We start from the raw sequence: 20,410 nt of genomic DNA on the forward strand, positions 1-20,410 counted from the left end.
CCCCAATGTCTCTTTTTCTTCGCTTGGGCTAAATTTTACAAGGCGGCATCCATCTTTACGCACATAAAATTTCTGCCCGAATCACTGCCGGTTTTCGTATTCACAGGTCGCACTTTACCACCACCCAAAAATTGATAAATTTTCCAGCCGTGAAATAGCATATAATCCAGAATCTTTTCACGGTCATTTTCAAAAACACAGATGTCAATATCGCTGTGCCTTCTGATTTCTTTGTTTAAGAATAAATCAAGGGCATATCCACCGCAAAATGTCCACGGTATCTTTATATTTTGAAGCAGTCTATTTGCTTGCTCAAGTAATTGATCCATAGTTTTCCCCTTTGAAAAATTCAAGCAAAGATAAATAAATTTATTTAAAGTTAATAATTAGTTAAATTATAATGTTAATTTAAATTTTTAGAGGGTTTCATGAAAATAAGTCTTATAAAGCTTGTTTTTTTCAAAAGAACACCCAATTTTTATTGACATATCCCGCTTATTTTTTTATAATAATTTATGCTACTTACAAACGTGATAACCCACGGTTAGAGGGGAGGGTTGAAGAATGTCAGAAGTAAGATTAAGAGAAGGCGAATCACTAGAGAGCGCTTTAAAAAGATTTAAGAAAAAAACAGCTATGGCTGGTGTAATGTCTGAAATCAGAAAAAGAGAGCACTATGAAAAGCCAAGCGTTAAAAGAAAGAAAAAAGCTGAAGCAGCCAGAAAGAAAAAAAATAAAAGATAATTAGGAAGTGTTTTGTATGTCACTTAAAGAAACTTTACTTGGCGATTTGAAAAAAGCCATGAAAGAAAAAGACAATATAGCAAAATCTACTGTTACAATGGTCAGAGCTGCGATACTACAAATTGAAAAAGATACCAAGAAAGAATTAGATGATTCACAAATTCTTGATGTCGTAGCAAAACAAGTTAAACAAAGAAGAGACTCTTTAAATGAATTTGTTAAAGCAGGAAGAGATGACCTAGTTGAAGAGACTAAAGCTGAGCTTGATGTTTTGATGAAGTACTTACCTAAACAACTTTCAAAAGAGGAAGTTAAAGAAATAGTCAAAGAAGCTATCGATAAAGTAGGTGCAAAAACAGCCAAAGATATGGGCAAGATTATGAGCGAAGTTATGCCGAAAGTGAAAGGAAAGACAGACGGCAAAGTCGTTAATGAAGTAGCAAGAGAATTATTAAATTAATTATATAAGATAAGGAGTGGTGACACTTCTTATTTTTAATTTAGAGGTAATTATGAATAAAGAAAATATTTTAGTTTCGGCTTGTCTAATTGGAGAAAACTGCAAATACAGCGGAGGGAATAACAAAATCGATGATACGATAATTGATAAGCTAAGAGAAAAATATAATTTGATTTTAGTATGTCCCGAACAGCTTGGAGGACTTATGACTCCGAGAGAACCATGTGAGATAAAAAACGATAAAGTAATTACAAAGAGCGGAAAAGATGTAACTGCAAATTTTAAAGACGGAGCTTTAGAAACTTTAAAAACAGCAAAAGAAAATAACGTTAGATTTGCGATACTTAAAGCAAATTCTCCGTCATGCGGGAATAATGAAATTTATGACGGGAATTTTAACGGTACGTTGGTAAAAGGAAAAGGAATGACCGCAAGTATTTTGATTGAGAATAACATCAAAGTTTTAAATGAAAATGAGCTATAAAAAAACGCCTATTAATGGCGTTTTTTATTTCTTAATCAGTTTTCCTATCAATACATATCTTCCCTCTTCCATTTCGTATGAACACGTTGAAAGGGTTATTATTTTATCATTATCACTTATTGTTTTTCCGCTGTTGAATGTAGTATTTGACTTGGCATGTAAAAGCAAATCATCTTTATTTTCATCCAATACAAATTTATTATCGTCCCATTTATATGCATCTATTACAAATCCGTAAACAACTTCTATCTCATAATTTTGATTTGAAGTGTAAAGGTCTAATGTTTTATGAGAATTATAATACTCGGGATCCTTATATCCCATAAGACTCGCAAACATACTTCCGTTTTTCATGTTATGAGCATAAAGAATAGTATTTTTACTTTTAAAGTTCTTTTTCTTTGTATAATCCATAAATACCGAACCGCTGGAATTTTGAGTGTTGTCAAATAAATGTGATAAATAATAATCATTATCGCTTCCCTGAACTACAGGATAATCTATCGTAGTATCTTTGGAATACAGCCAGCCTATCACATCGGGATTAATACTCTTTAATTTATCAAAATCTATTTCTCTTTCCGATTTCTTTGCCTCGTTTTTTATGCTTTGATATGTATTGGTCCCTTGATTGTATGCAGATGTTATAGTATAAATTTTATACACCGAAAATAAAAGTGTAATGCTGAACACACCGAGAAGTACATATAATAAAATATTCTTTTTTAAACTGTTTTTATCTTTCTTATGCTTTTTGATTACTTTTACTTTATTCTTTTTCATAGTCTACATTATATAACTTAATATAATAATTATCAAGATAACTTAAACAATAAAAAAGAAGAAAGATTATTCTTCCTTCTTATTTATCTACCGCAAACATTATTTCTCCTTTAACGGCAACTTCATCTCCAACGAGAGCCGTAGCATTGGCAAAACCTATGCCCGCTTTCATCTTCGTAAGTTCTACTTTTAAAGTCAAAGTATCTCCGGGAATAACTTGTCTTTTAAAACGTATTTTATTAACTCCGGCAAGAACTGCAATCTTGCCTTTGTTTTCCTCTTTAGATAGCAGTAAGACTGCACCAGTTTGAGCGAGCGCTTCGATCATCAAAACTCCCGGCATTACATGCTTTTCCGGGAAATGCCCCATAAACTGCATTTCATTAGCACTGACGCACTTCTTTCCTATAATGGTAGTGTCATCGATTATTTCTTCGATAGTATCTACAAGTAAAAAAGGATATCTATGGGGTATGATTTTTTGAATATCATTGGAATTATAAATCATTTTATTTACCCGCCTTTTTAAATATTAATGAAGCATTATGTCCGCCGAACCCTAAAGAATTGCTCATAGCATAATTTACTTCTTCGTTCAGTCCCTTGTTTGGAACGATATTTAAATCGCAGTCTTCATCTTCGTTTTTATAATTTATCGTAGGAGGAATAAAACTGTCTTCTATAGCTTTTATTGAAATAATAGCTTCGATTGCCCCGGAAGCACCGAGAAGGTGACCTGTGTTGGACTTTGTAGAAGATATCTTAAGTTCTTTAGCATGATTTCCAAACGCTGATTTGACCGCCATGGTTTCGGTTTTATCGTTTAACGGTGTGCTGGTTCCGTGTGCATTTATGTAATCTATATCGTTTGCTTTGATATCCGCATCTTTTATCGCATTTACCATTGCACCTGCTCCGCCGCTTCCGTCGTCAATAGGAGCCGTTACATGATGTGCATCGCATGTGGCACCGTAGCCTATGATTTCCGCATAGATTTTAGCTCCTCTTTTCTTCGCATGTTCATATTCTTCCAAAAGCAGAACTCCGGCACCTTCTCCCATTACAAAACCGCTTCTGTCCTTATCGAAAGGTATGCTCGCTCTGTTTTTATCATCACCTTCATGAAGTGCTCTCATTGACATAAATCCTGCCATTGCAAGAGGAGTTATGGAAGCTTCACTTCCTCCGGCAAGCATTAAATCTTCATATCCGTCTCTAATTTTATGAAAAGCTTCGCCTATTGCATTACTTGCTGCGGCACAAGCTGTTACGGTGGAAGAACAATGCCCTTTAAGACCAAAATCTATTGCAACATTTCCCGCCGCAAGATTAATAAGACACATAGGAATAAAGTAAGGAGAAACCTTACTGGGACCTCTCTTTTCCATATTCATCTGTGCATTTTCTATAGTTTCGATACCGCCGATACCGCTGGCTATTATTACTCCAAAACGATTTTTATCTACATTTTCAAGGTCTATACTGCTGTCATCCATTGCCTGCATTGCAGCAATACGAGCAAATGTTGTAAACCTGTCGTTGAATTTGATTTCTCTTTTCTTAAGATATTTTTCCATATCCAAGTCTTTGACTTGTGCAGCAAGTTTAACTCTGTATTCACTCGTATCAAAATGAGTGATTTCATCGATACCGCATTTCCCCTCTTTTATAGAGTTCCACATCGTATCAACATCATTACCGATTGGAGAAACAGCTCCAAGTCCACTGATTACTACTCTTCTTTTCATTACGCCTCCTACATCACCATTCCGCCGTCTACATTTATGACCTGACCGGTTATATATCTGCTTTTTTCTCCGGCTAAGAACACCGCCAAATTAGCAACATCTTCGCCTTTTCCTATAGACTTGAGCGGAATACCCTTTAATATTTCATCTTTTGCTTTATCATTTAATTCATTTGTCATATCGCTTTCGATAAATCCGGGAGCTATAGCATTCACTCTTATCCCTCTTGAAGCAAGTTCTCTTGCAACAGACTTTGTAAGTCCGACTACACCGGCTTTACTTGCAGAGTAATTGGCTTGTCCGGCATTTCCCGATATACCTACAACGCTTGACATATTGATTATAGAACCGCTTTTTTGTTTCATCATTTGTCTGGTTGCATGTTTTATGGTATTAAATGTTCCCTTTAAATTCACATCTATTACACTGTCAAAATCTTCTTCTTTCATCCTAAGAAGCAAATTATCCCTAGTGATTCCCGAATTGTTGACAAGTACATCTATACTCCCGAACACTTCGATAGCCTTCTTTATAAGCTCTTCGCTTTCGCTAAAGTCAGATACATTTGCTTTTACGGTAATGGCAGCCACATCATGCTCTCTGCATTCCAAAGCAACTTTTTCTGCTTTTTCTCTGCTTCCGTTATAGTTTATTACTACATTATATCCGTCTTTGGCAAGAGCCACGGCAACAGCTCGTCCGATACCTCTGCCTGCTCCCGTTACAACCGCAGTTTTTCTATCCATTATTATTTCAACGCTCCTAACATTTCTTCAAGTGATTTATTATCCTCTACACTGTATACAGGGATATTTTTGTTTATCTTTCTTACAAATCCTTTAAGTACTTTACCGGGACCTATTTCAACAAAAGCTTCGACACCTTTGTCAATCATGTATTCTACCATCTGCATAAAGTACACACTTGATTTGATTTGTTTAGTCAATATTTCTTTTATATCTCCGTCGTATTCTTTTCCTGTCACATTATATAAAACAGGTATCTTAGGTTTCCTTATATCATATTCGCTTAATACTTTGTTAAGTTCTGCTGACGCATCTTCCAAAAGAGAGGAATGAAAAGCTCCGCTCACATTTAAAGGGATAAGTCTTCGGGCTCCTTTTTCCTTAAGCAGTTCACAAGCTCTATCAACAGCTTTAACTTCACCTGTTATAACTATCTGTGCGGGAGAATTATAATTTGCTATTTCGCAAATACCTTCCGACTTTACTTCCTCACAAGTCTCTTTAATTATATCTTTATCGAAGTTCATTACCGCGACCATTTTAGAAGTTCCTTTAGGAAGAGCATTCGCCATTATCTGTCCACGTTTCCTAACGATATTAGCCGCTTCATTTACACTAAAAGCTCCCGCATAACAAAGAGCAGAATATTCACCTAATGAAAGTCCGCATACAAAATCGGGATTTATTCCCTTGGACTTAACTACGTTTGCTATAGCCATAGACGTGGTAAGTATCGCACTTTGAGAATATGCCGTATCGTCAAGCTTTTCTTTGGGTCCGTTAAAACAAAGTTCTTTAACGTCATAATCAAGCTCAACACTCTCAAATACATCTCTTGCTTCAGCATATGTATCATATAATTCTTTTCCCATGCCGATACTTTGGGTTCCCTGTCCGGCAAATAAAAATCCTAGTTTCATCTATTCATTCTCCTTCAATTCTTCATTTGCACCGTCTACCAATTCTTTGATGAGTTCATGTACCGTAGTCATCTTATCAACTCTTGAAGCATTACTTCCTACGAATATAAGTCCGTTATCCACATTCCCTTTTACGGACTGAATTAGTGCCTGAGAAATGCAGTATGGAGTATCGCTTGGATTACAAAGAGATAAACAGTTATAGCAAGAAGACATACTTATATTGCCTCTGTTTTCTACCTTTTGCATAAATGGGTTCATAATTCCTCTTCCCGGAAATCCGGTAGGACTTTTAACTATAGATATATCTTCTTTTTTTGCATTTATTACCATATCTTTAAATTCCTGTGAAGCATCACATTCTTTGGTAGCAATAAACCTTGTACCCATTTGTACTCCGTCAGCCCCCTTTTTTATAAAGTATGCTATATCGCTTCCGGTATAAATACCCCCGGCAACAAAAACAGGAACAGTTTTTTTATACTCTTCTTCAAAAGGTGCGAGTTCGTTTTTAACATCACCAAAAATTTTATCCAGACTTTCACAAGTCCCATTTTCCAAATCTTCCTTTTTAAATCCGAGATGTCCGCCGGCTTCGCTTCCTTCTATAACAACAAAATCAGGAATTGTACTATGTCTTTTACTCCACCTTTTAAGTATCAGTCTAATAGCTCTGCCGCTTGATACTATAGGTGCAAGCAAAATACTTTTATCTTCCACAAGCTTCGGTAAATCAAGCGGAAGTCCCGCACCTGAGATAATAGCGTCCACCTTAGCTTTTACAGCAGCTTTAACATATTCTGCATAATCTTTGCTTGCTACCATTATGTTAACGCCTAAAAGCCCGTTCCCTGTGCTTATTTCTCTTGCTTTTTTTGCTTCTTCAATTATTGCTTCCATATTGCATTTTAGAGAATTTTTGTTAAAGTCAGGTTTTCTGTATCCGGGATGAGCGGCACTTATCACCCCCATCGCTCCTTCTTTCATAACACTTCCTGCAAGTGAAGATAAAGATACCCCAACTCCCATTCCGCCTTGTATTATCGGAACGCTGAGCACTTTATCTTTAATTCTTACTTCTCTTAACATTCTAACTCCTTATGTTTTTCAATTAATATTTCTAGTTCTCTCTTTGAAGAGTCCATTATATTTTTAAGTATTTCCTTCATAGGTAAAATTTCTTTGCACATTCCCGCAATTTGTCCCATCATTACGGAACCGGTAACCATATCACCTTCAAAGACAGCCTTTCTAAGCCCCCCAAGGGTAAGTTTTTCAAGTTCTTCCCTGTTTGCAAGAGTAGATTCAAGCTTTACATACTCCTTGCTCATTTTGTTTTTAAGGACTCTCACAGGTGCATTCAAACTTTTACCCGTAACTATCGTATCGGTATCCTTCGCTTTTATAACTGCTGATTTATAATTTTCATGTATAGGACATTCCTCCGATACTAACAGACAAGTCCCCACTTGAACACCTATGGCACCGAGGGATAATGCAGCATTAAAACCTCTTCCGTCGGCAATACCTCCCGCAGCTATAACGGGAACGTCGACCGCATCTACGATCTGGGGAACAAGAGCCATTGTCGTTTGTTCGCCTACATGACCGCCCGACTCGCCGCCTTCGACGATTATCCCATCGACACCTGCTCTTGCGAGCCTTTTTGCCAGTGCTACGCTTGGAGAAATGGGAAATACTTTCGCTCCTGATTTTTTCAGAGCTTCGACATATTTACCCGGATTTCCGGCTCCGGTAGTTACAACAGCAACCTTTTCTTCACAGAGCATATTCATTATATCTTCGGTTTCGGGATTCATCATCATTACATTTACCCCAAAAGGTTTATCCGTTAGACTTTTACATTTATTTATTTCTTCTCTTGCCTGAACACACGTCATAGCACCTGTCCCGATAATTCCAAGCCCTCCGGCATTACTCACGCATGCGGCAAATTCCGCAGTCGCTATATTCGCCATAGCACCTTGGATAATCGGATATTTTATACCTAACATTTCATTTAACATTACCATAACTTTTCTACTATATTTCAATATAACCCGAAGCATAAGTAAATCCTGCTCCAAATCCTATTAAAACAATTTTTGCTCCTTCTTTTATTAGTCCTTTTTCCTTTGCTTCAGCCAAGGCTATAGCAACGCTTGCGGCTGAAGTATTTCCGTAATTATTTAGATTTATATATAATTTTCTTTCGTCTATTTTAAGTTTTCTGATAACATGTTTTATAATCCTGTAATTAGCCTGATGAGGAATAAATAAGTCAATATCGTCTATTGTCTTATCAGCCTTCTCAAGAACTTTGATCAAAGCTTCACTCATTGCCCTTACGGCAAAACGAAAAACATCATTCCCCGCCATTTTGATATGACCTATTTCTCTTAGTTCATTCTTTAAAGGCTCTTTTAAGCTTGGTCCTTTTATCCTAAGTTTACCTTCATTATCCCCTTCGCTGTTTGCATAGAAAAACATTTCCTTATTTGTTTCTTTTCTTTTCATTATCACAGCACCTGCACCGTCTCCAAAAAGCACACAAGTATTCCTGTCACTCCAGTCGATTACTTTGCTAAGCGTTTCCGCACCGATTATCAGAGCACATTTATATTCTATGAGCATCATACTCGCAACCTGCATTGCATACAGAAATCCGCTGCATGCGGCGCTTATATCAAAAGCCATCACATGTTTATCATTAAGCCCAAGTTTTTCTTGTATCAGACAAGCCGTAGACGGGGTTAGATTGTCGGGAGTGCAGGTGGCACATATTATTAGGTCGATATCTTCATTTTTGATACCTGCGTCATCTATTGCTTTTAACGCCGCATTATATGAAATAGCACTTGTATTTTCTTCACTGCTTATGTATCTCGTTTCTATTCCCGACCTGCTTTTTATCCACTCATCGCTTGTATCGACTATTTTCTCCAAATCATGGTTGGTAATCATATTTTTAGGAATATAATAACCATATCCCAGAATTTTTCTATTATTCATATTAAATCATTCCTATTTTTCGATATTTTAAAAATCTCTCTCTGGTAAGCAGCCTATCCTTTTTCTGCATAAGCTCTTTAAGTTCCGTTTCAATGTAAACAGAAATTTGTGCCGCTACATATTCAAGTCCGTTTTGAGCACCGCCGGCAGGCTCCTTTACTATATGATCGATAATCCCCTTTTCATATAGATCATAAGATGTAAGTCTCATATACTTACTGGCCTCTTCGGCTCTGCTCTCATCTTTCCATAAGATACTTGCAAAGCCTTCGGGAGAAAGGACAGAATATATTGCATTTTCAAGCATTACTATCCTATCGGCAACGCTCAGTGCAAGTGCACCGCCGCTGCCGCCTTCCGAAATAACTACGCTTATTACCGGAGTTTTAAGATTAGAAAATTCATACAGACATTTTGCAATAGCTTCCGCCTGTCCTCTTTCTTCGGCACCCTTACCCGGATAAGCACCCGCAGTATCTACTATATTTATTATCGGTCTATGAAATTTTTCTGCTTCCTTTGCAAGCCTTAGAGCTTTTCTGTACCCTTCGGGGTTCATCATCCCAAAGTTTCTCGTAAGATTTTCTTCCAAAGTCTTACCTTTCGCCTGAGCAAGTACAGTAACGGGAATACCTTTGAAAGTTCCTATCCCGCCGATCAAAGCATTGTCATCACCGTAACATCTGTCTCCGTGAAGTTCGTAAAAGTTATCGATTATTAAAGATATGTAATCCGAAGCCTTGGGTCTGTCCTGATGTCTTGCAAGATATACTCTGTCCCACGGTTCTAAATTTGAATAAGCTTCTTTCTTAAGCTCTATGATTTCCTTGTTTATCTCATCATATCTTTGACCTTCATCTATGTTTAAAGCAGCTTTTTCTGCTTCCAAAGCTCTGATTTTTATTTCACAATCTTTTATTTTCATAAACTTACTCCTTTATGAAGTATTATAAGTTCATATATTGTCTTTTTCATTTCGGTTCTGTCTACCACCATATCAATAAATCCTTTTTCAAGAAGAAACTCCGCTCTTTGGAATTCCTTCGGAAGAGTTTCATTAATGGTATTTTCTATAACTCTTTTTCCGGCGAAACCGACAAGTGCATTGGGCTCGGAAATTATAATGTCCCCGAGCATTGCGAATGACGCACTTACTCCTCCCGTCGTCGGATGAGTAAGAAGAGAAATATAAAATCCGCCTTCATCACTGAACTTTTTCAGTGCCGCACTGGTCTTAGCCATTTGCATTAATGACATGATGCCTTCCTGCATTCTCGCTCCTCCACTGGTACAACTAATGAGAAGAGGAAGTTTCCTTCTCATGGCATACTCGGTTATCCTAGTAATCTTTTCACCCACAATTTGCCCCATACTTCCCATCATGAAGTTACTGTCCATGACCGCAAGAGCTATTTTTTCTGTGTTTATCCTTCCGACCCCGGTAACTACAGCTTCGTGAAGTCCCGTAGATTTTTTGCTTTTATCCAGCTTATTCGTATATCCTGGGAATTCATCTTCATTACTGCTTTCCAAGTTTCTATCAAGCTCTCTGAATGTAGATTTATCGGTAAGCTGTCTTATCCTTTCCCTTGCACTTATCTTTAAATGATGAGAGCAGTTAGGACAAACGTAAAGATTATTCATCATATCTTCGTACGGAACGTTTTTATGACACACTTCACAGTTTTTTATTAAATTTTCAGGAACTTCTTTTTTATTTAAATCTTTATTGGTTCTTATCCTTCTTGATTTAAAAAGTTCAAGTCTTTCCTGTCTTTTCTTAAATAAGTTCTCCACTTTGTTCTTCCAACTCCTTTATAAACCTATCAAAAAATCCGGTATCATAATTACCTTCAATAAAAGTTTTATTATGAAGCGTCAAATAATGAAATTCTATATTAGTTTTTACTCCGTCTATTATAAGCTCTTCAAGGGCTACTCTCATTTTCTTGATACACTCTAACCTGGTTGGTGCGAATGTAATAAGCTTGAGTATCATCGAATCGTAATAAGGCGGTATTTCATATCCGGTGTACACCGCACTGTCTATCCTTATACCTCTGCCTCCCGGAAGATGTAAAAACTTAATCTTTCCGGGAGAAGGAGCAAAATCTCTTTCCATATCTTCCGCATTTATCCTGCATTCCATTGCATAACCGTTACATTTTATATATTCTTGTCTAAGAGATAATTTTTGTCCGCCTGCAACTTTGATTTGATGTTTAACTATATCCACACCGCTTATCATCTCGGATATTGGATGTTCGACTTGAATTCTTGTATTCATTTCCATGAAGTAATACTTACCGCTTTTATCAAGCAGAAATTCAATAGTACCCACACTGTCATATCCAACATGCCTACAGGCTTTTATAGCATCAGCTATCATTGATTTTCTTATCTTATCATCAAGAACGTGACAAGGAGCTTCTTCTATAAGCTTTTGGTTTCTTCTTTGAAAAGAACAGTCTCTTTCAAACAAATGAATTACATTTCCGTGTTTATCACCTAAGAGCTGAATTTCAATATGTTTAGGATTTTCAATATACTTTTCCAAATACACATCGCTGTCTCCAAAACAAGCCTTAGCCTCGCTGACAGCATTATTGAAGTTATCTTCAAACTCATCTTCGCTTTGAACGATCCTCATTCCTCGTCCCCCTCCGCCATTACTGGCTTTTATGATTACGGGATAAGAAATCTCCTTGGCAAGTTTTATTCCTTCTTCGGCACTCTTTATTATTTCTTTGGAACCGGGTACGACAGGCACTCCGGCTTCAATCATCATTTTCCTTGCTTCGCTTTTATTTCCAAGCTTTTCTATAACATCCGGATTTGGTCCGATAAAGATAAGTCCGCACCCGATAACAAGTCTTGCGAATTTCGGATTTTCACTTAAAAACCCAAAACCGGGATGTACTGCGTCAGCACCAACCGAACACGCAGCTTCTATTATATTACTCATATTCAAATAACTGTCATTAGCTTTAGCCGGTCCTATACAAACCGCTTCATCCGCTATTTGGACATGAAGAGAATCCTTATCTGCAGTCGAATAAACCGCGACGGTTTTAATACCCATTTCTTTACAGGTTCTAATAATCCTTACCGCAATTTCTCCTCTGTTAGCAATCAAAACTTTCTTAATCATTTATTCACCTATCAAAACAAGATCATCGTCAAATTGAACCATTTCTCCATCTGTTTTATTTACTTTTAAAACTGTTCCCGACGAGGGTGCCTTTATTTCATTCATAACTTTCATAGCTTCGATAATACATAGAGTATCGCCTTTTTTAACGCTGTCACCTACGCTTACGTATTCATTTGAATTTTCGTTAGGCTTGGAATAAAAAGTACCGACCAACGGAGATTTGATCCAATTTCCTTTATCCTCTTCTTTTTCTTCTGCATTTACGTTTTCTACTATATCCATACTATTGTTTTGAGCAGCGAATGTACTTTCTTGAACGGCAGCAGAAGGGATTGATGTAACGATATTATGATTTTCTTTTTCAAGCTTAATCTTGATATCTTTATCTTCAACTTCCAATTTATGAACATCGGAATGTTCAAATATATCTATAACTTGTTTAATTATTTTAGTATCCAAAATATCCTCCTTTAATTAAAGCTTATATCTTCAATTAATTATATATAAAGTACTGATTTATTATTTAATAAATCTATACCTGAAATCATCTATAAAACTGATAACCAAATTACTTTGATTATCAAACTATTACATTGTATAAATTCGTATAAAAAATATAAAAGGGCTTAATATAAGCCCGCTTAAAGTTTAAAAATATGTAATCTATGCTTGTTTTTCTTTAATTATATCAATAATATCTTGTACTGTTACTAATTTTTCCAATTCTTCGTCTTCGATTTGAACGTCGAATTCAGTTTCAAGTTCTAATGATAATTCCACTGCTGCAAGTGAGTCGATATCTAAATCTTCTTTTAATCTCGCATCAGGAGTAATAAGATTTTCATCAATATCCAATGCATCTACCAACACTTTTTTAATATCTTCTAACATAAATATAGTCCTCCTAAATTCTTTGATATTCAAAGTATTTACGTATTATATACTTAATTTAATTTAAAGTAAATACTTTTTTATCCAAATCAGTTAAAAAATATTAATAAATCATTAAAAATCACACCTTAATAATACTCAGTATCATTAAGAAAATTCTACAAATTTTATAATAAAAAAATACTGCCATACGACAGCATTTAAATTTTATATTAGAAAAATAAAACTGTTTGAGCCAACATAAGCCCGCAAAGTATTACCGATTGAACCAATGCATTAAATCTGGTCGGAGAGTTAACTGCCTTTAACAGTTTACCTACCGCAAGAACAAATATAATATCAAATCCAAGCCCCACAAAATCAAGTGCCAAAACAAATTGTCCCATAATCAAAAGTACTATGGCAACGATCAAAATAACCAAAAAGTTAAATGATGACATAATAAACCTCTGAAGCTGAGAAGCGATCATTACTTCTTTCTCTCTCTCTTCTATATAAAATATAAAATAAGCAAGTATACTAAATACTATGAGCCAAAGCGTTTTCATTGAAAATACATTAAAGACTATATTATTTCCCGACACGGAAAGTAAGTATAACATTACAAGAACCAATCCCGTAACAGCTAATCCGCCTTTTATATTATCTTTAGGATCCTTATAAAATATTTGACTGCCTATATCATTTGCGATATTAGTCCTATAGTATAAATAAAATATTACTATTCCATAACATGATATCAATGATATTTTAACGAGAACAAAATATGGAACGGCAATGATTGGACTCGCCAAGAAGTATATAGCTACAGGAAGCAGGAACACTAAAATGCATGCAGGTAAAACAGCAATCAATTTAGATATTACAAACTCCTTATTAAAAGGAATGCTTCCTTTTTCCTTATAATAATCTTTGCCTCTAATCTTATAAGCAAGGATTATAATCGCAAGTGCCAATAGGCTCAAAAATACACTCATAAAACTTTTTACTGTTAAAAAAACATTTGGAGTATATTGATATCGGTCTCTTGATGCTATATAACTAACGGTCTCATCGATAACGCTTTTATTTTCAATTTCATTTATTGGAAGAACATTCTTCACAACAGAAAGAGTAACTTCATTCTCGTTGACAGCACCGGTCGAACCTTGTTCAAGCCTTTGTTTAAGAGCTTCATTTTCTGCTACACTGGATTTATTGTTCAAGTTGGAAGTAATCAAATGTATATTTTCTCCCGGATTTGACGCACTTAAATCCTTCATAAACTTGACATTTTCTTCTTTAACAAAGTTGATTACGTCTAAATCAAGCTTATCTAAAATATTTGTTTCAGTAGAAATAAGTGTTAAATCTTTTGGATTAAAAAATCCTTTTGTTGCGGTTTGAAGAGCAGTTCTCGCAGAAACACCGCTCGCTATGATATGTATATTTTCTTCATTTAATTTTGCAAGCTGAGAGAATGCAACAACTCCGGTATAATATTGTTCTGCAAGATATTCACTTTGTTTATATCCAAACTCAACGCTGCCTTTTGTATGTCCCTGACTCGGCAAATCAAAGACGTATACATGATATCCGAGTTTTGCGAATTCTTCTACCATGAACCATGTATCTTTTCCATTTTGATTTAAATCATTTACAATAAATACACCCATGTCTTTGGTTCCGCGGTGATATTTTGCAGATATTTTTAGCTCATCAATATTATAGTAGTTGACTTTATCCATCTTATAAAAGGTATTAGTTGAATATACCTGAGCAAGACAGCCCACTACAAATATTCCTATCAATACTATTAGCAATATATTAAGTTTCGACTTTAATTTCGATTTCATATGTAAACCTCGTACTAGGGATTTTTTCTATTTTCAGCTAATAATTATACCATAAACTATAAATTTTAACAAATAAGAAAGAAAAAAGACTTTTCTTTTAAGCTATCTTTAATTTGATGTTTTAATTTATATATGTATTTTAGTTTTTATTACTAAATAATCCGGATATCTTAAGTTATATTTAGAGGTTCGAGTAACTTAGTAATATAAATAAGGGCGCGGAATCTGCAAAGGCAGGCGCAGTGCCCGCGATATATATTAAATAAATAAAAAAGACAAAATCAAAATTTTGCCTTTTAATATTTATAATATTAATTTTGCTACATTATAGACTATGAATGCCATTACATATGCTATTCCCGTTTGATACATTGCGGTAAATACAGCACCTTTAAAAGAACCTATTTCTCTTTTTGCTGCCGCAAATGCAGCCGCACAAGGCATATATAATAAGGTAAATGTTAAAAACGATATTGCCGCAGGTAAAGTAAGCATTGATGACAATACCGCAGGAAGAGTATTTAGTGTACTTCCCGTTAAAATTGCCAAAGTACTTACGACTACCTCTTTTGCACTGAACCCTGCAATAAGAGCTGTTACGAATTTCCACTCTCCAAAGCCGAGAGGCTTGAATATTACTGCAAGATGTGTTCCTATTGACGCAAGCATACTTGACGCAGGATTTGCGACCATATTGAATCTAAAATCAAAGTTTTCCAAGAACCAAATAAGTACGCTTGCTACAAAAATAATCGTAAATGCTTTAGTAATAAAATCTTTAGCCTTTTCATAACTAAGTCTTGTCAGTGACTTGATTGAAGGCAGCCTGTATGGAGGAAGTTCCATTACAAAAGGCATAGCTTCTCCTTTAAAAATACTATTCTTAAGTAAAAATCCTGACAATATTGCAGTACATATACCAAGCATATAAAAACATATCATAACCAAAGGCAGATTATCATTAAAGAAAGCTGCCGCAAAAACAGTATATATAGGAAGCTTCGCACTGCATGACATAAACGGAGTAAGAAGTACCGTCATCTTTCTGTCCCTGGAGCTGTTGAGGGTCCTCGTTGCCATTATTCCGGGAACGGAACACCCAAAGCCGATAAGCATAGGCACAAAACTCTTTCCGCTAAGTCCTATCCTTCTGAGAGGCTTGTCCATTATAAATGCAATTCTTGCCATATATCCGCTGTCTTCGAGAAGAGATAAAAAGAAGAACAGTGTTACGATTATCGGAAGGAAGGATAAAACTATGGATACCCCGCTGTAAATCCCGTCAGTAACTAAAGAATGAAGTGTCGGGTTTATTTTAAGAGCGGTAAGCCCCATATCCAGTGCTATTTTAAACTGTTCCAATAATAATTCAAAAGCGTCACTTAAAAATGCACCTATAACACCAAATGTCAAATAGAAAATTGCACCCATAATAAGTATAAAAATAGGCAGTGCAAAATATTTATTAGTAAGAACAGTATCTATCTTGACGCTTTGAATATGCTCTTTGGTATGTGCTACTTTATGTACGCTGTCTTTGCATAATGTTTCGATATATTCATATCTCATTTCCGCAATCGCTGCTTCTCTGTCAAGCCCCACGGAATCTTCCATTTCCTCAACTATATGTCCTATTATATCTTTATCAGCCTCACTAAGTTCAAGCTGTTCTTCAAGCAGAGTATCACCCTCTACTATTTTAGAAACACAAAACCTAACGGGAAGATGCTTTTCTTCCGCATTGGCTTCTATTATATGAGATATGGAATGTATCGCCTTATGTATATATCCGCTGCAAAAATCGATCTTACCTCTAAAAGAATTCTCTGTAATCAAATCTTCAGCTACGGCAACCAGTTCTTCCGTACCCTGATTTTTTGCCGCTTGGATGGGTATACAGTCTACATTTAAAGTTTCTGCTATTTTATCAATATCAATACTGTTTCCGCAGGCAATGACCTCGTCCATCATACTGAGTGCGATTACAATGGGAATATTAAGTTCAAGTAATTGTAAAGTTAAATATAGATTTCTTTCTATATTAGTTGCATCGATTATATTTATGATAAGGTCCGGCTTGTCCTTCATTAAAAAGTCTCTGGTTACGACTTCTTCACTTGTATACGGAGAAAGTGAATATATACCCGGAAGGTCTACCAAGTTTATATTTTCATGACCCTTTATAGGTCCTTCTTTCTTATCAACAGTTACTCCGGGGAAATTGCCTACATGTGCATTGCTCCCGGTCAAAGCATTGAATAAAGTTGTCTTACCGCAGTTTTGATTACCTACCAAAGCAAAGGTTTTTTCCATTTTAAATTACCTCAACTTCTATTTTATTTGCATCATCTTTTCTAAGAGTAAGTTCAAAACCTCTTAAATTTATTTCGATCGGATCACCTAGAGGTGCAACCTTTCTTATAAAAACCGTAGTCTTCGGAATTAATCCTATATCCAAAAGTCTTCTTCTTATTGCAGGTTCTCCGCCGGTACTTTTAATAATCGCTTTTTGACCGATTTTCAGTTCATCTAAAGTCATATTATCCCTCACCAATTTCAGTTAGCTTATGCTACCTTTAAATTATACAACTGTACTTATTATTAAGTCAACTAAAATATAGAATATTAATCATTACTGCCCATAGTTGATTTTATATAATAAATAAATTATTATACTATCCGCACAACATTAATGAACATATGTTTGATTTTTGCTATATTTTATGTTATATTTTTTATTATACGAAAGGAATGTTAAAAAAAATGGGGAGAATTATATTTCATATTGATGTTAATTCAGCTTTTTTATCATGGCAGGCTGCTTATAATAAAAAAATGGGAAATAATGAAGTTGACCTAAGAAATATACCAAGTGCGGTAGGAGGAGACGAAGCCAAAAGAAAAGGTGTAGTTCTGACCAAATCTCAAAAAGCTAAAAAATATGGTGTAAAAACCGGAGAAAGTTTATTTGAAGCAAGAAAAAAATGTCCCAATCTTTTAATAGTAAAGCCTAACTTTAAAATATATAGAATGTATTCAAATAAATTATTTGATTTACTCAGTGAATACTCCGATACGATAGAAAGATACTCCATTGACGAGTGCTTTCTTGATTATACTTTCAGCCAAAAATTGTTTGGAGAGCCGATCAAAGCAGCATATAAAATAAAAGAAAGAATAAAAAGAGAGCTTGGTTTTACCGTTAATATAGGAATTTCAAACAATAAACTTCTTGCAAAAATGGCAGGAGATCTAAAGAAACCTGACAAAGTAATCACTCTCTTTCCGGAGGAAATAGAAGAAAAAATGTTTCCCCTTAATATAAATGAACTATTTATGGTAGGCAGAAAAACAAAAGAAAAGTTAAATAGTTTGGGGATTAAAACTATCGGTGATCTAAATAAATGCTCAATGGAATTTTTAATAAACAATTTTAAACAAGCTCAAGGGACGATGTTATATAATTATTCTCATGGAATAGACGAAAGCGAAGTAGAAATTTCAAGACAGACAAAATCAATAGGAAACAGCACCACACTTAAAAACGATACAACAGATATAGCTGAGATAAAAAAAGTATTCCTTGCTTTGAGCGATAGCATAGGAACAAGGCTAAGAAGAAAAAACTTAAAAGGCAATACAATAACAGTAACTATAAAAAATAATCTATTTCATTCTTATTCACATCAACGGACTCTACCTTACTTTACAAACTCCACTAACACGATATATGAACAGTCATTTAAACTATTCAATGAATTTTGGAATAATGATGCAATAAGACTGCTCGGAGTAAGTGTTGGCGGACTTGATAAAGAAAAAATAAATCAGCTTTCTTTAATTGAAGAAAAAATCGAAAATGAAAAAATGAAAAAAGTTGAAGAAGTAATGGACAAATTAAGAGATAACTACGGACAGGATATAATAAAAAGAGGTGAACCCAAAGAAAAAACACATAAGACAATTTCGGACAAACTTGATTATTTCAAATAAAAGCTCCATTTCGGAGCTTTTATTCATCAAAACCGCTTAATACCAATATATCGTCATTTTTGATTTTAGTATTTCCCCTCGGAATAACGGTCTTTTCCCCTCTTTTAATCATTACTATAAGTCTTCTTTTATTTTTAAAAGTTATTTCACTTATACTTTTATTTATCCACTCAGGTCTATCTTCAGCTTTAACTTCTTTTAATTTAATATTATCATCATTATAAAGTTTTGCATTAAAAATTATAATATCCCCTTCTCTAAGCATAGTATTGCCATTTGGGACAATGGAATCCTCTCCTCTTTTTATCATTACTATAAGCATTTTCTTTGGAAGGCTTAAATCACATAATTTTTTATTTAAGAAATCCGTATCCTTAGTAACCTTTATTTGCACCAGTTCCATATCGGTAACTTCGTTATAATCCGTAAAAGTCTTAAATACATCCTCTTCGTTGTCAACAACATCCAGCTTTTTGGCAACGTAAGGAAGAAGTGTACCTTGAAATAAAATTGAAAATATTGCTACCAAAAATACTATATGATAAATATCTATACTTAATTTGGCTCCCGAAGCTATCACAATAATTGCAAAAACTATTGAGGCTGCACCTCTAAGTCCGGAAAAAGAAATAAATAATATTTGTTTTAAATTCACTTTAAACGGTTTTAATATAATAAATACTACTATTGGTCTGGCGATAAAAGTTAAGAATAACATTATAGAAAGTGCAGTTAAAAATATATCAGGGATCTGACTAGGAAAGGATAATAATCCTAAAATAAAGAATATTATCATTTGAGCAAGTCCGGTGATACCGTTAAAGAAATGAACAAGAGATATCTTATTTTTTATATTACTGTTACCCAAAATAAGTCCTGCAATATATACACTTAAATATCCATTTCCTCCTATAGTAACAGGAAGAGCATATGCAGTAAGTGCAAGAGCAAATACAAATATAGTATCAAGTCCGTCTCCCTTTAAGTTTACTTTATTTAAAATATATATTCCGATTAAACCTATCAATACACCGATAATAAGTCCGAAAATAATTTCTTTGAATATAAATGTAACTATCGAGCCATGACTTCCCACACCCATCAATGTTAAGGTAAGCATTGTCATAATAAATGCAAATGGATCATTACTCCCGCTTTCAATTTCCAGGATGGAAGCAAGACCGTTTTTTAAATTGAGCTTGTGAAGCCTCAGTATGGAAAAAACACTGGCAGCATCGGTCGAACCAAGCAGAGAGCCTATTAACAGTCCGGTTAAAAAGTCAAATTTAAGAATATATGTAGAAAATAATGCCACCAAAAAAGCTGTCAATATTACACCTAACGTCGATAAACTCACAGCTTTGTTTATAACAGGTTTAGCTATATTCCAGTTTGTACAAAAACCACCGAAGAACATTATAAAAATGAGGGCTATGCTGCAAATTATCTCCGCTAATTTATAATCATCAAAATAAATTTTGAAAATCCCGTCACTACCAAACAATATACCTATACCAATGAAAATAAGAAGTGCGGGAAGTCCTATTTTATTGGAAAGCTTATTACAAAAAAGACAAAGTATTATCACAAGGGCAGAAATCAATAAATAAAATGTCATCCCAAACCTCCTTTTTATAAAA

Annotated in this window: 22 protein-coding genes; 4 read left to right on the forward strand and 18 right to left on the reverse strand. The window is 34.8% G+C overall.

Features of this window, described 5'->3' with window-relative positions:
• Window positions 1-35: 35 nt before the first annotated feature.
• Window positions 36-329 (reverse strand): hypothetical protein, encoded by a 294-nt coding sequence (locus tag Q0516_RS07950; protein ID WP_195975937.1) that lies wholly within the window; start codon window positions 327-329, stop codon window positions 36-38.
• A gap of 235 nt (window positions 330-564) precedes the next feature.
• Between Q0516_RS07950 and rpsU the strand changes: the two genes are divergently transcribed.
• Genes rpsU through Q0516_RS07965 form a run of 3 tightly spaced genes read left to right on the forward strand, consistent with a single transcriptional unit; the run spans window position 565 to window position 1,688 of the window.
• Window positions 565-744: a 30S ribosomal protein S21 gene (rpsU, locus tag Q0516_RS07955; protein ID WP_007050870.1), complete on the forward strand. Its 180-nt coding sequence runs from the start codon at window positions 565-567 to the stop codon at window positions 742-744.
• Between the two features lie 16 nt (window positions 745-760).
• Window positions 761-1,204 carry a GatB/YqeY domain-containing protein gene (locus tag Q0516_RS07960; protein ID WP_294466784.1) on the forward strand — a complete coding sequence of 148 codons (444 nt, stop codon included), beginning with the start codon at window positions 761-763 and terminating at the stop codon, window positions 1,202-1,204.
• 52 nt (window positions 1,205-1,256) lie between these two features.
• Window positions 1,257-1,688: a DUF523 domain-containing protein gene (locus Q0516_RS07965; RefSeq protein WP_294466786.1), complete on the forward strand. Its 432-nt coding sequence runs from the start codon at window positions 1,257-1,259 to the stop codon at window positions 1,686-1,688.
• A 24-nt stretch (window positions 1,689-1,712) separates the two neighbouring features.
• On the opposite strand, the gene srtB is transcribed toward Q0516_RS07965, so the two are convergent.
• The 16 genes from srtB to Q0516_RS08045 form a co-directional block, all read right to left on the reverse strand.
• Window positions 1,713-2,471: a class B sortase gene (gene srtB / locus Q0516_RS07970; RefSeq protein WP_294466788.1), complete on the reverse strand. Its 759-nt coding sequence runs from the start codon at window positions 2,469-2,471 to the stop codon at window positions 1,713-1,715.
• A gap of 79 nt (window positions 2,472-2,550) precedes the next feature.
• Window positions 2,551-2,979: a 3-hydroxyacyl-ACP dehydratase FabZ gene (gene fabZ, locus Q0516_RS07975; RefSeq protein ID WP_365945535.1), complete on the reverse strand. Its 429-nt coding sequence runs from the start codon at window positions 2,977-2,979 to the stop codon at window positions 2,551-2,553.
• A gap of 1 nt (window position 2,980) precedes the next feature.
• The gene (fabF, locus tag Q0516_RS07980; protein ID WP_294466790.1) at window positions 2,981-4,219 is read right to left on the reverse strand and encodes a beta-ketoacyl-ACP synthase II; all 1,239 of its coding nucleotides are present in this window, start codon (window positions 4,217-4,219) and stop codon (window positions 2,981-2,983) included.
• An 8-nt stretch (window positions 4,220-4,227) separates the two neighbouring features.
• Window positions 4,228-4,968 carry a 3-oxoacyl-[acyl-carrier-protein] reductase gene (gene fabG, locus Q0516_RS07985; protein ID WP_365945563.1) on the reverse strand — a complete coding sequence of 247 codons (741 nt, stop codon included), beginning with the start codon at window positions 4,966-4,968 and terminating at the stop codon, window positions 4,228-4,230.
• Entirely contained in the window at window positions 4,968-5,885 is a 918-nt protein-coding gene (gene fabD, locus Q0516_RS07990) for an ACP S-malonyltransferase (RefSeq protein WP_294466793.1), read from the reverse strand. The genes fabG and fabD overlap by 1 nt, the downstream gene beginning before the upstream one ends.
• A complete protein-coding gene (locus Q0516_RS07995; protein WP_294466795.1) occupies window positions 5,886-6,974 on the reverse strand; it encodes a nitronate monooxygenase family protein in 1,089 nt (362 codons plus the stop codon).
• Window positions 6,968-7,918 carry a DUF561 domain-containing protein gene (locus tag Q0516_RS08000; protein ID WP_294466797.1) on the reverse strand — a complete coding sequence of 317 codons (951 nt, stop codon included), beginning with the start codon at window positions 7,916-7,918 and terminating at the stop codon, window positions 6,968-6,970. The genes Q0516_RS07995 and Q0516_RS08000 overlap by 7 nt, the downstream gene beginning before the upstream one ends.
• Before the next feature lie 10 nt (window positions 7,919-7,928).
• Window positions 7,929-8,897: a beta-ketoacyl-ACP synthase III gene (locus Q0516_RS08005; RefSeq protein WP_257480730.1), complete on the reverse strand. Its 969-nt coding sequence runs from the start codon at window positions 8,895-8,897 to the stop codon at window positions 7,929-7,931.
• Window position 8,898: 1 nt separating this feature from the next.
• Window positions 8,899-9,822 (reverse strand): acetyl-CoA carboxylase carboxyltransferase subunit alpha, encoded by a 924-nt coding sequence (locus Q0516_RS08010; protein WP_294466800.1) that lies wholly within the window; start codon window positions 9,820-9,822, stop codon window positions 8,899-8,901.
• Window positions 9,819-10,694: an acetyl-CoA carboxylase, carboxyltransferase subunit beta gene (gene accD, locus Q0516_RS08015; RefSeq protein ID WP_294466802.1), complete on the reverse strand. Its 876-nt coding sequence runs from the start codon at window positions 10,692-10,694 to the stop codon at window positions 9,819-9,821. Before accD ends, Q0516_RS08010 begins: the two co-directional genes overlap by 4 nt.
• The gene (gene accC / locus Q0516_RS08020) at window positions 10,678-12,048 is read right to left on the reverse strand and encodes an acetyl-CoA carboxylase biotin carboxylase subunit (RefSeq protein ID WP_294466804.1); all 1,371 of its coding nucleotides are present in this window, start codon (window positions 12,046-12,048) and stop codon (window positions 10,678-10,680) included. The genes accD and accC overlap by 17 nt, the downstream gene beginning before the upstream one ends.
• Window positions 12,049-12,510, reverse strand: coding sequence for an acetyl-CoA carboxylase biotin carboxyl carrier protein (accB, locus tag Q0516_RS08025; RefSeq protein ID WP_294466806.1), 462 nt, complete (start codon window positions 12,508-12,510; stop codon window positions 12,049-12,051).
• 204 nt (window positions 12,511-12,714) lie between these two features.
• Window positions 12,715-12,942 carry an acyl carrier protein gene (locus Q0516_RS08030; protein ID WP_007050855.1) on the reverse strand — a complete coding sequence of 76 codons (228 nt, stop codon included), beginning with the start codon at window positions 12,940-12,942 and terminating at the stop codon, window positions 12,715-12,717.
• A 212-nt stretch (window positions 12,943-13,154) separates the two neighbouring features.
• A complete protein-coding gene (locus Q0516_RS08035) occupies window positions 13,155-14,777 on the reverse strand; it encodes a hypothetical protein (RefSeq protein ID WP_294466808.1) in 1,623 nt (540 codons plus the stop codon).
• A 303-nt stretch (window positions 14,778-15,080) separates the two neighbouring features.
• Window positions 15,081-17,090 carry a ferrous iron transport protein B gene (gene feoB, locus Q0516_RS08040; RefSeq protein WP_294466810.1) on the reverse strand — a complete coding sequence of 670 codons (2,010 nt, stop codon included), beginning with the start codon at window positions 17,088-17,090 and terminating at the stop codon, window positions 15,081-15,083.
• A 1-nt stretch (window position 17,091) separates the two neighbouring features.
• The gene (locus Q0516_RS08045; RefSeq protein ID WP_257480723.1) at window positions 17,092-17,316 is read right to left on the reverse strand and encodes a ferrous iron transport protein A; all 225 of its coding nucleotides are present in this window, start codon (window positions 17,314-17,316) and stop codon (window positions 17,092-17,094) included.
• A 212-nt stretch (window positions 17,317-17,528) separates the two neighbouring features.
• Between Q0516_RS08045 and Q0516_RS08050 the strand changes: the two genes are divergently transcribed.
• Window positions 17,529-18,770: a DNA polymerase IV gene (locus Q0516_RS08050; RefSeq protein ID WP_299237544.1), complete on the forward strand. Its 1,242-nt coding sequence runs from the start codon at window positions 17,529-17,531 to the stop codon at window positions 18,768-18,770.
• A gap of 19 nt (window positions 18,771-18,789) precedes the next feature.
• Here the strand turns inward: Q0516_RS08050 and Q0516_RS08055 are convergent, their stop codons facing one another.
• Window positions 18,790-20,388 carry a potassium/proton antiporter gene (locus Q0516_RS08055; protein ID WP_294466816.1) on the reverse strand — a complete coding sequence of 533 codons (1,599 nt, stop codon included), beginning with the start codon at window positions 20,386-20,388 and terminating at the stop codon, window positions 18,790-18,792.
• Between the last annotated feature and the right edge of the window lie 22 nt (window positions 20,389-20,410).

Source organism: uncultured Anaerofustis sp. (genome assembly GCF_938029165.1).
Lineage (GTDB): Bacteria > Bacillota > Clostridia > Eubacteriales > Anaerofustaceae > Anaerofustis.

Coding starts and splice junctions, on each gene's coding strand:
- Q0516_RS07950 (WP_195975937.1), bottom strand. CDS start 329: ATGGATCAATTACTTGAGCAAGCAAATAGACTGCTTCAAAATATAAAG.
- rpsU (WP_007050870.1), top strand. CDS start 565: ATGTCAGAAGTAAGATTAAGAGAAGGCGAATCACTAGAGAGCGCTTTA.
- Q0516_RS07960 (WP_294466784.1), top strand. CDS start 761: ATGTCACTTAAAGAAACTTTACTTGGCGATTTGAAAAAAGCCATGAAA.
- Q0516_RS07965 (WP_294466786.1), top strand. CDS start 1,257: ATGAATAAAGAAAATATTTTAGTTTCGGCTTGTCTAATTGGAGAAAAC.
- srtB (WP_294466788.1), bottom strand. CDS start 2,471: ATGAAAAAGAATAAAGTAAAAGTAATCAAAAAGCATAAGAAAGATAAA.
- fabZ (WP_365945535.1), bottom strand. CDS start 2,979: ATGATTTATAATTCCAATGATATTCAAAAAATCATACCCCATAGATAT.
- fabF (WP_294466790.1), bottom strand. CDS start 4,219: ATGAAAAGAAGAGTAGTAATCAGTGGACTTGGAGCTGTTTCTCCAATC.
- fabD (WP_294466793.1), bottom strand. CDS start 5,885: ATGAAACTAGGATTTTTATTTGCCGGACAGGGAACCCAAAGTATCGGC.
- Q0516_RS07995 (WP_294466795.1), bottom strand. CDS start 6,974: ATGTTAAGAGAAGTAAGAATTAAAGATAAAGTGCTCAGCGTTCCGATA.
- Q0516_RS08000 (WP_294466797.1), bottom strand. CDS start 7,918: ATGGTAATGTTAAATGAAATGTTAGGTATAAAATATCCGATTATCCAA.
- Q0516_RS08005 (WP_257480730.1), bottom strand. CDS start 8,897: ATGAATAATAGAAAAATTCTGGGATATGGTTATTATATTCCTAAAAAT.
- Q0516_RS08010 (WP_294466800.1), bottom strand. CDS start 9,822: ATGAAAATAAAAGATTGTGAAATAAAAATCAGAGCTTTGGAAGCAGAA.
- accC (WP_294466804.1), bottom strand. CDS start 12,048: ATGATTAAGAAAGTTTTGATTGCTAACAGAGGAGAAATTGCGGTAAGG.
- Q0516_RS08030 (WP_007050855.1), bottom strand. CDS start 12,942: ATGTTAGAAGATATTAAAAAAGTGTTGGTAGATGCATTGGATATTGAT.
- Q0516_RS08035 (WP_294466808.1), bottom strand. CDS start 14,777: ATGAAATCGAAATTAAAGTCGAAACTTAATATATTGCTAATAGTATTG.
- feoB (WP_294466810.1), bottom strand. CDS start 17,090: ATGGAAAAAACCTTTGCTTTGGTAGGTAATCAAAACTGCGGTAAGACA.
- Q0516_RS08045 (WP_257480723.1), bottom strand. CDS start 17,316: ATGACTTTAGATGAACTGAAAATCGGTCAAAAAGCGATTATTAAAAGT.
- Q0516_RS08050 (WP_299237544.1), top strand. CDS start 17,529: ATGTTAAAAAAAATGGGGAGAATTATATTTCATATTGATGTTAATTCA.
- Q0516_RS08055 (WP_294466816.1), bottom strand. CDS start 20,388: ATGACATTTTATTTATTGATTTCTGCCCTTGTGATAATACTTTGTCTT.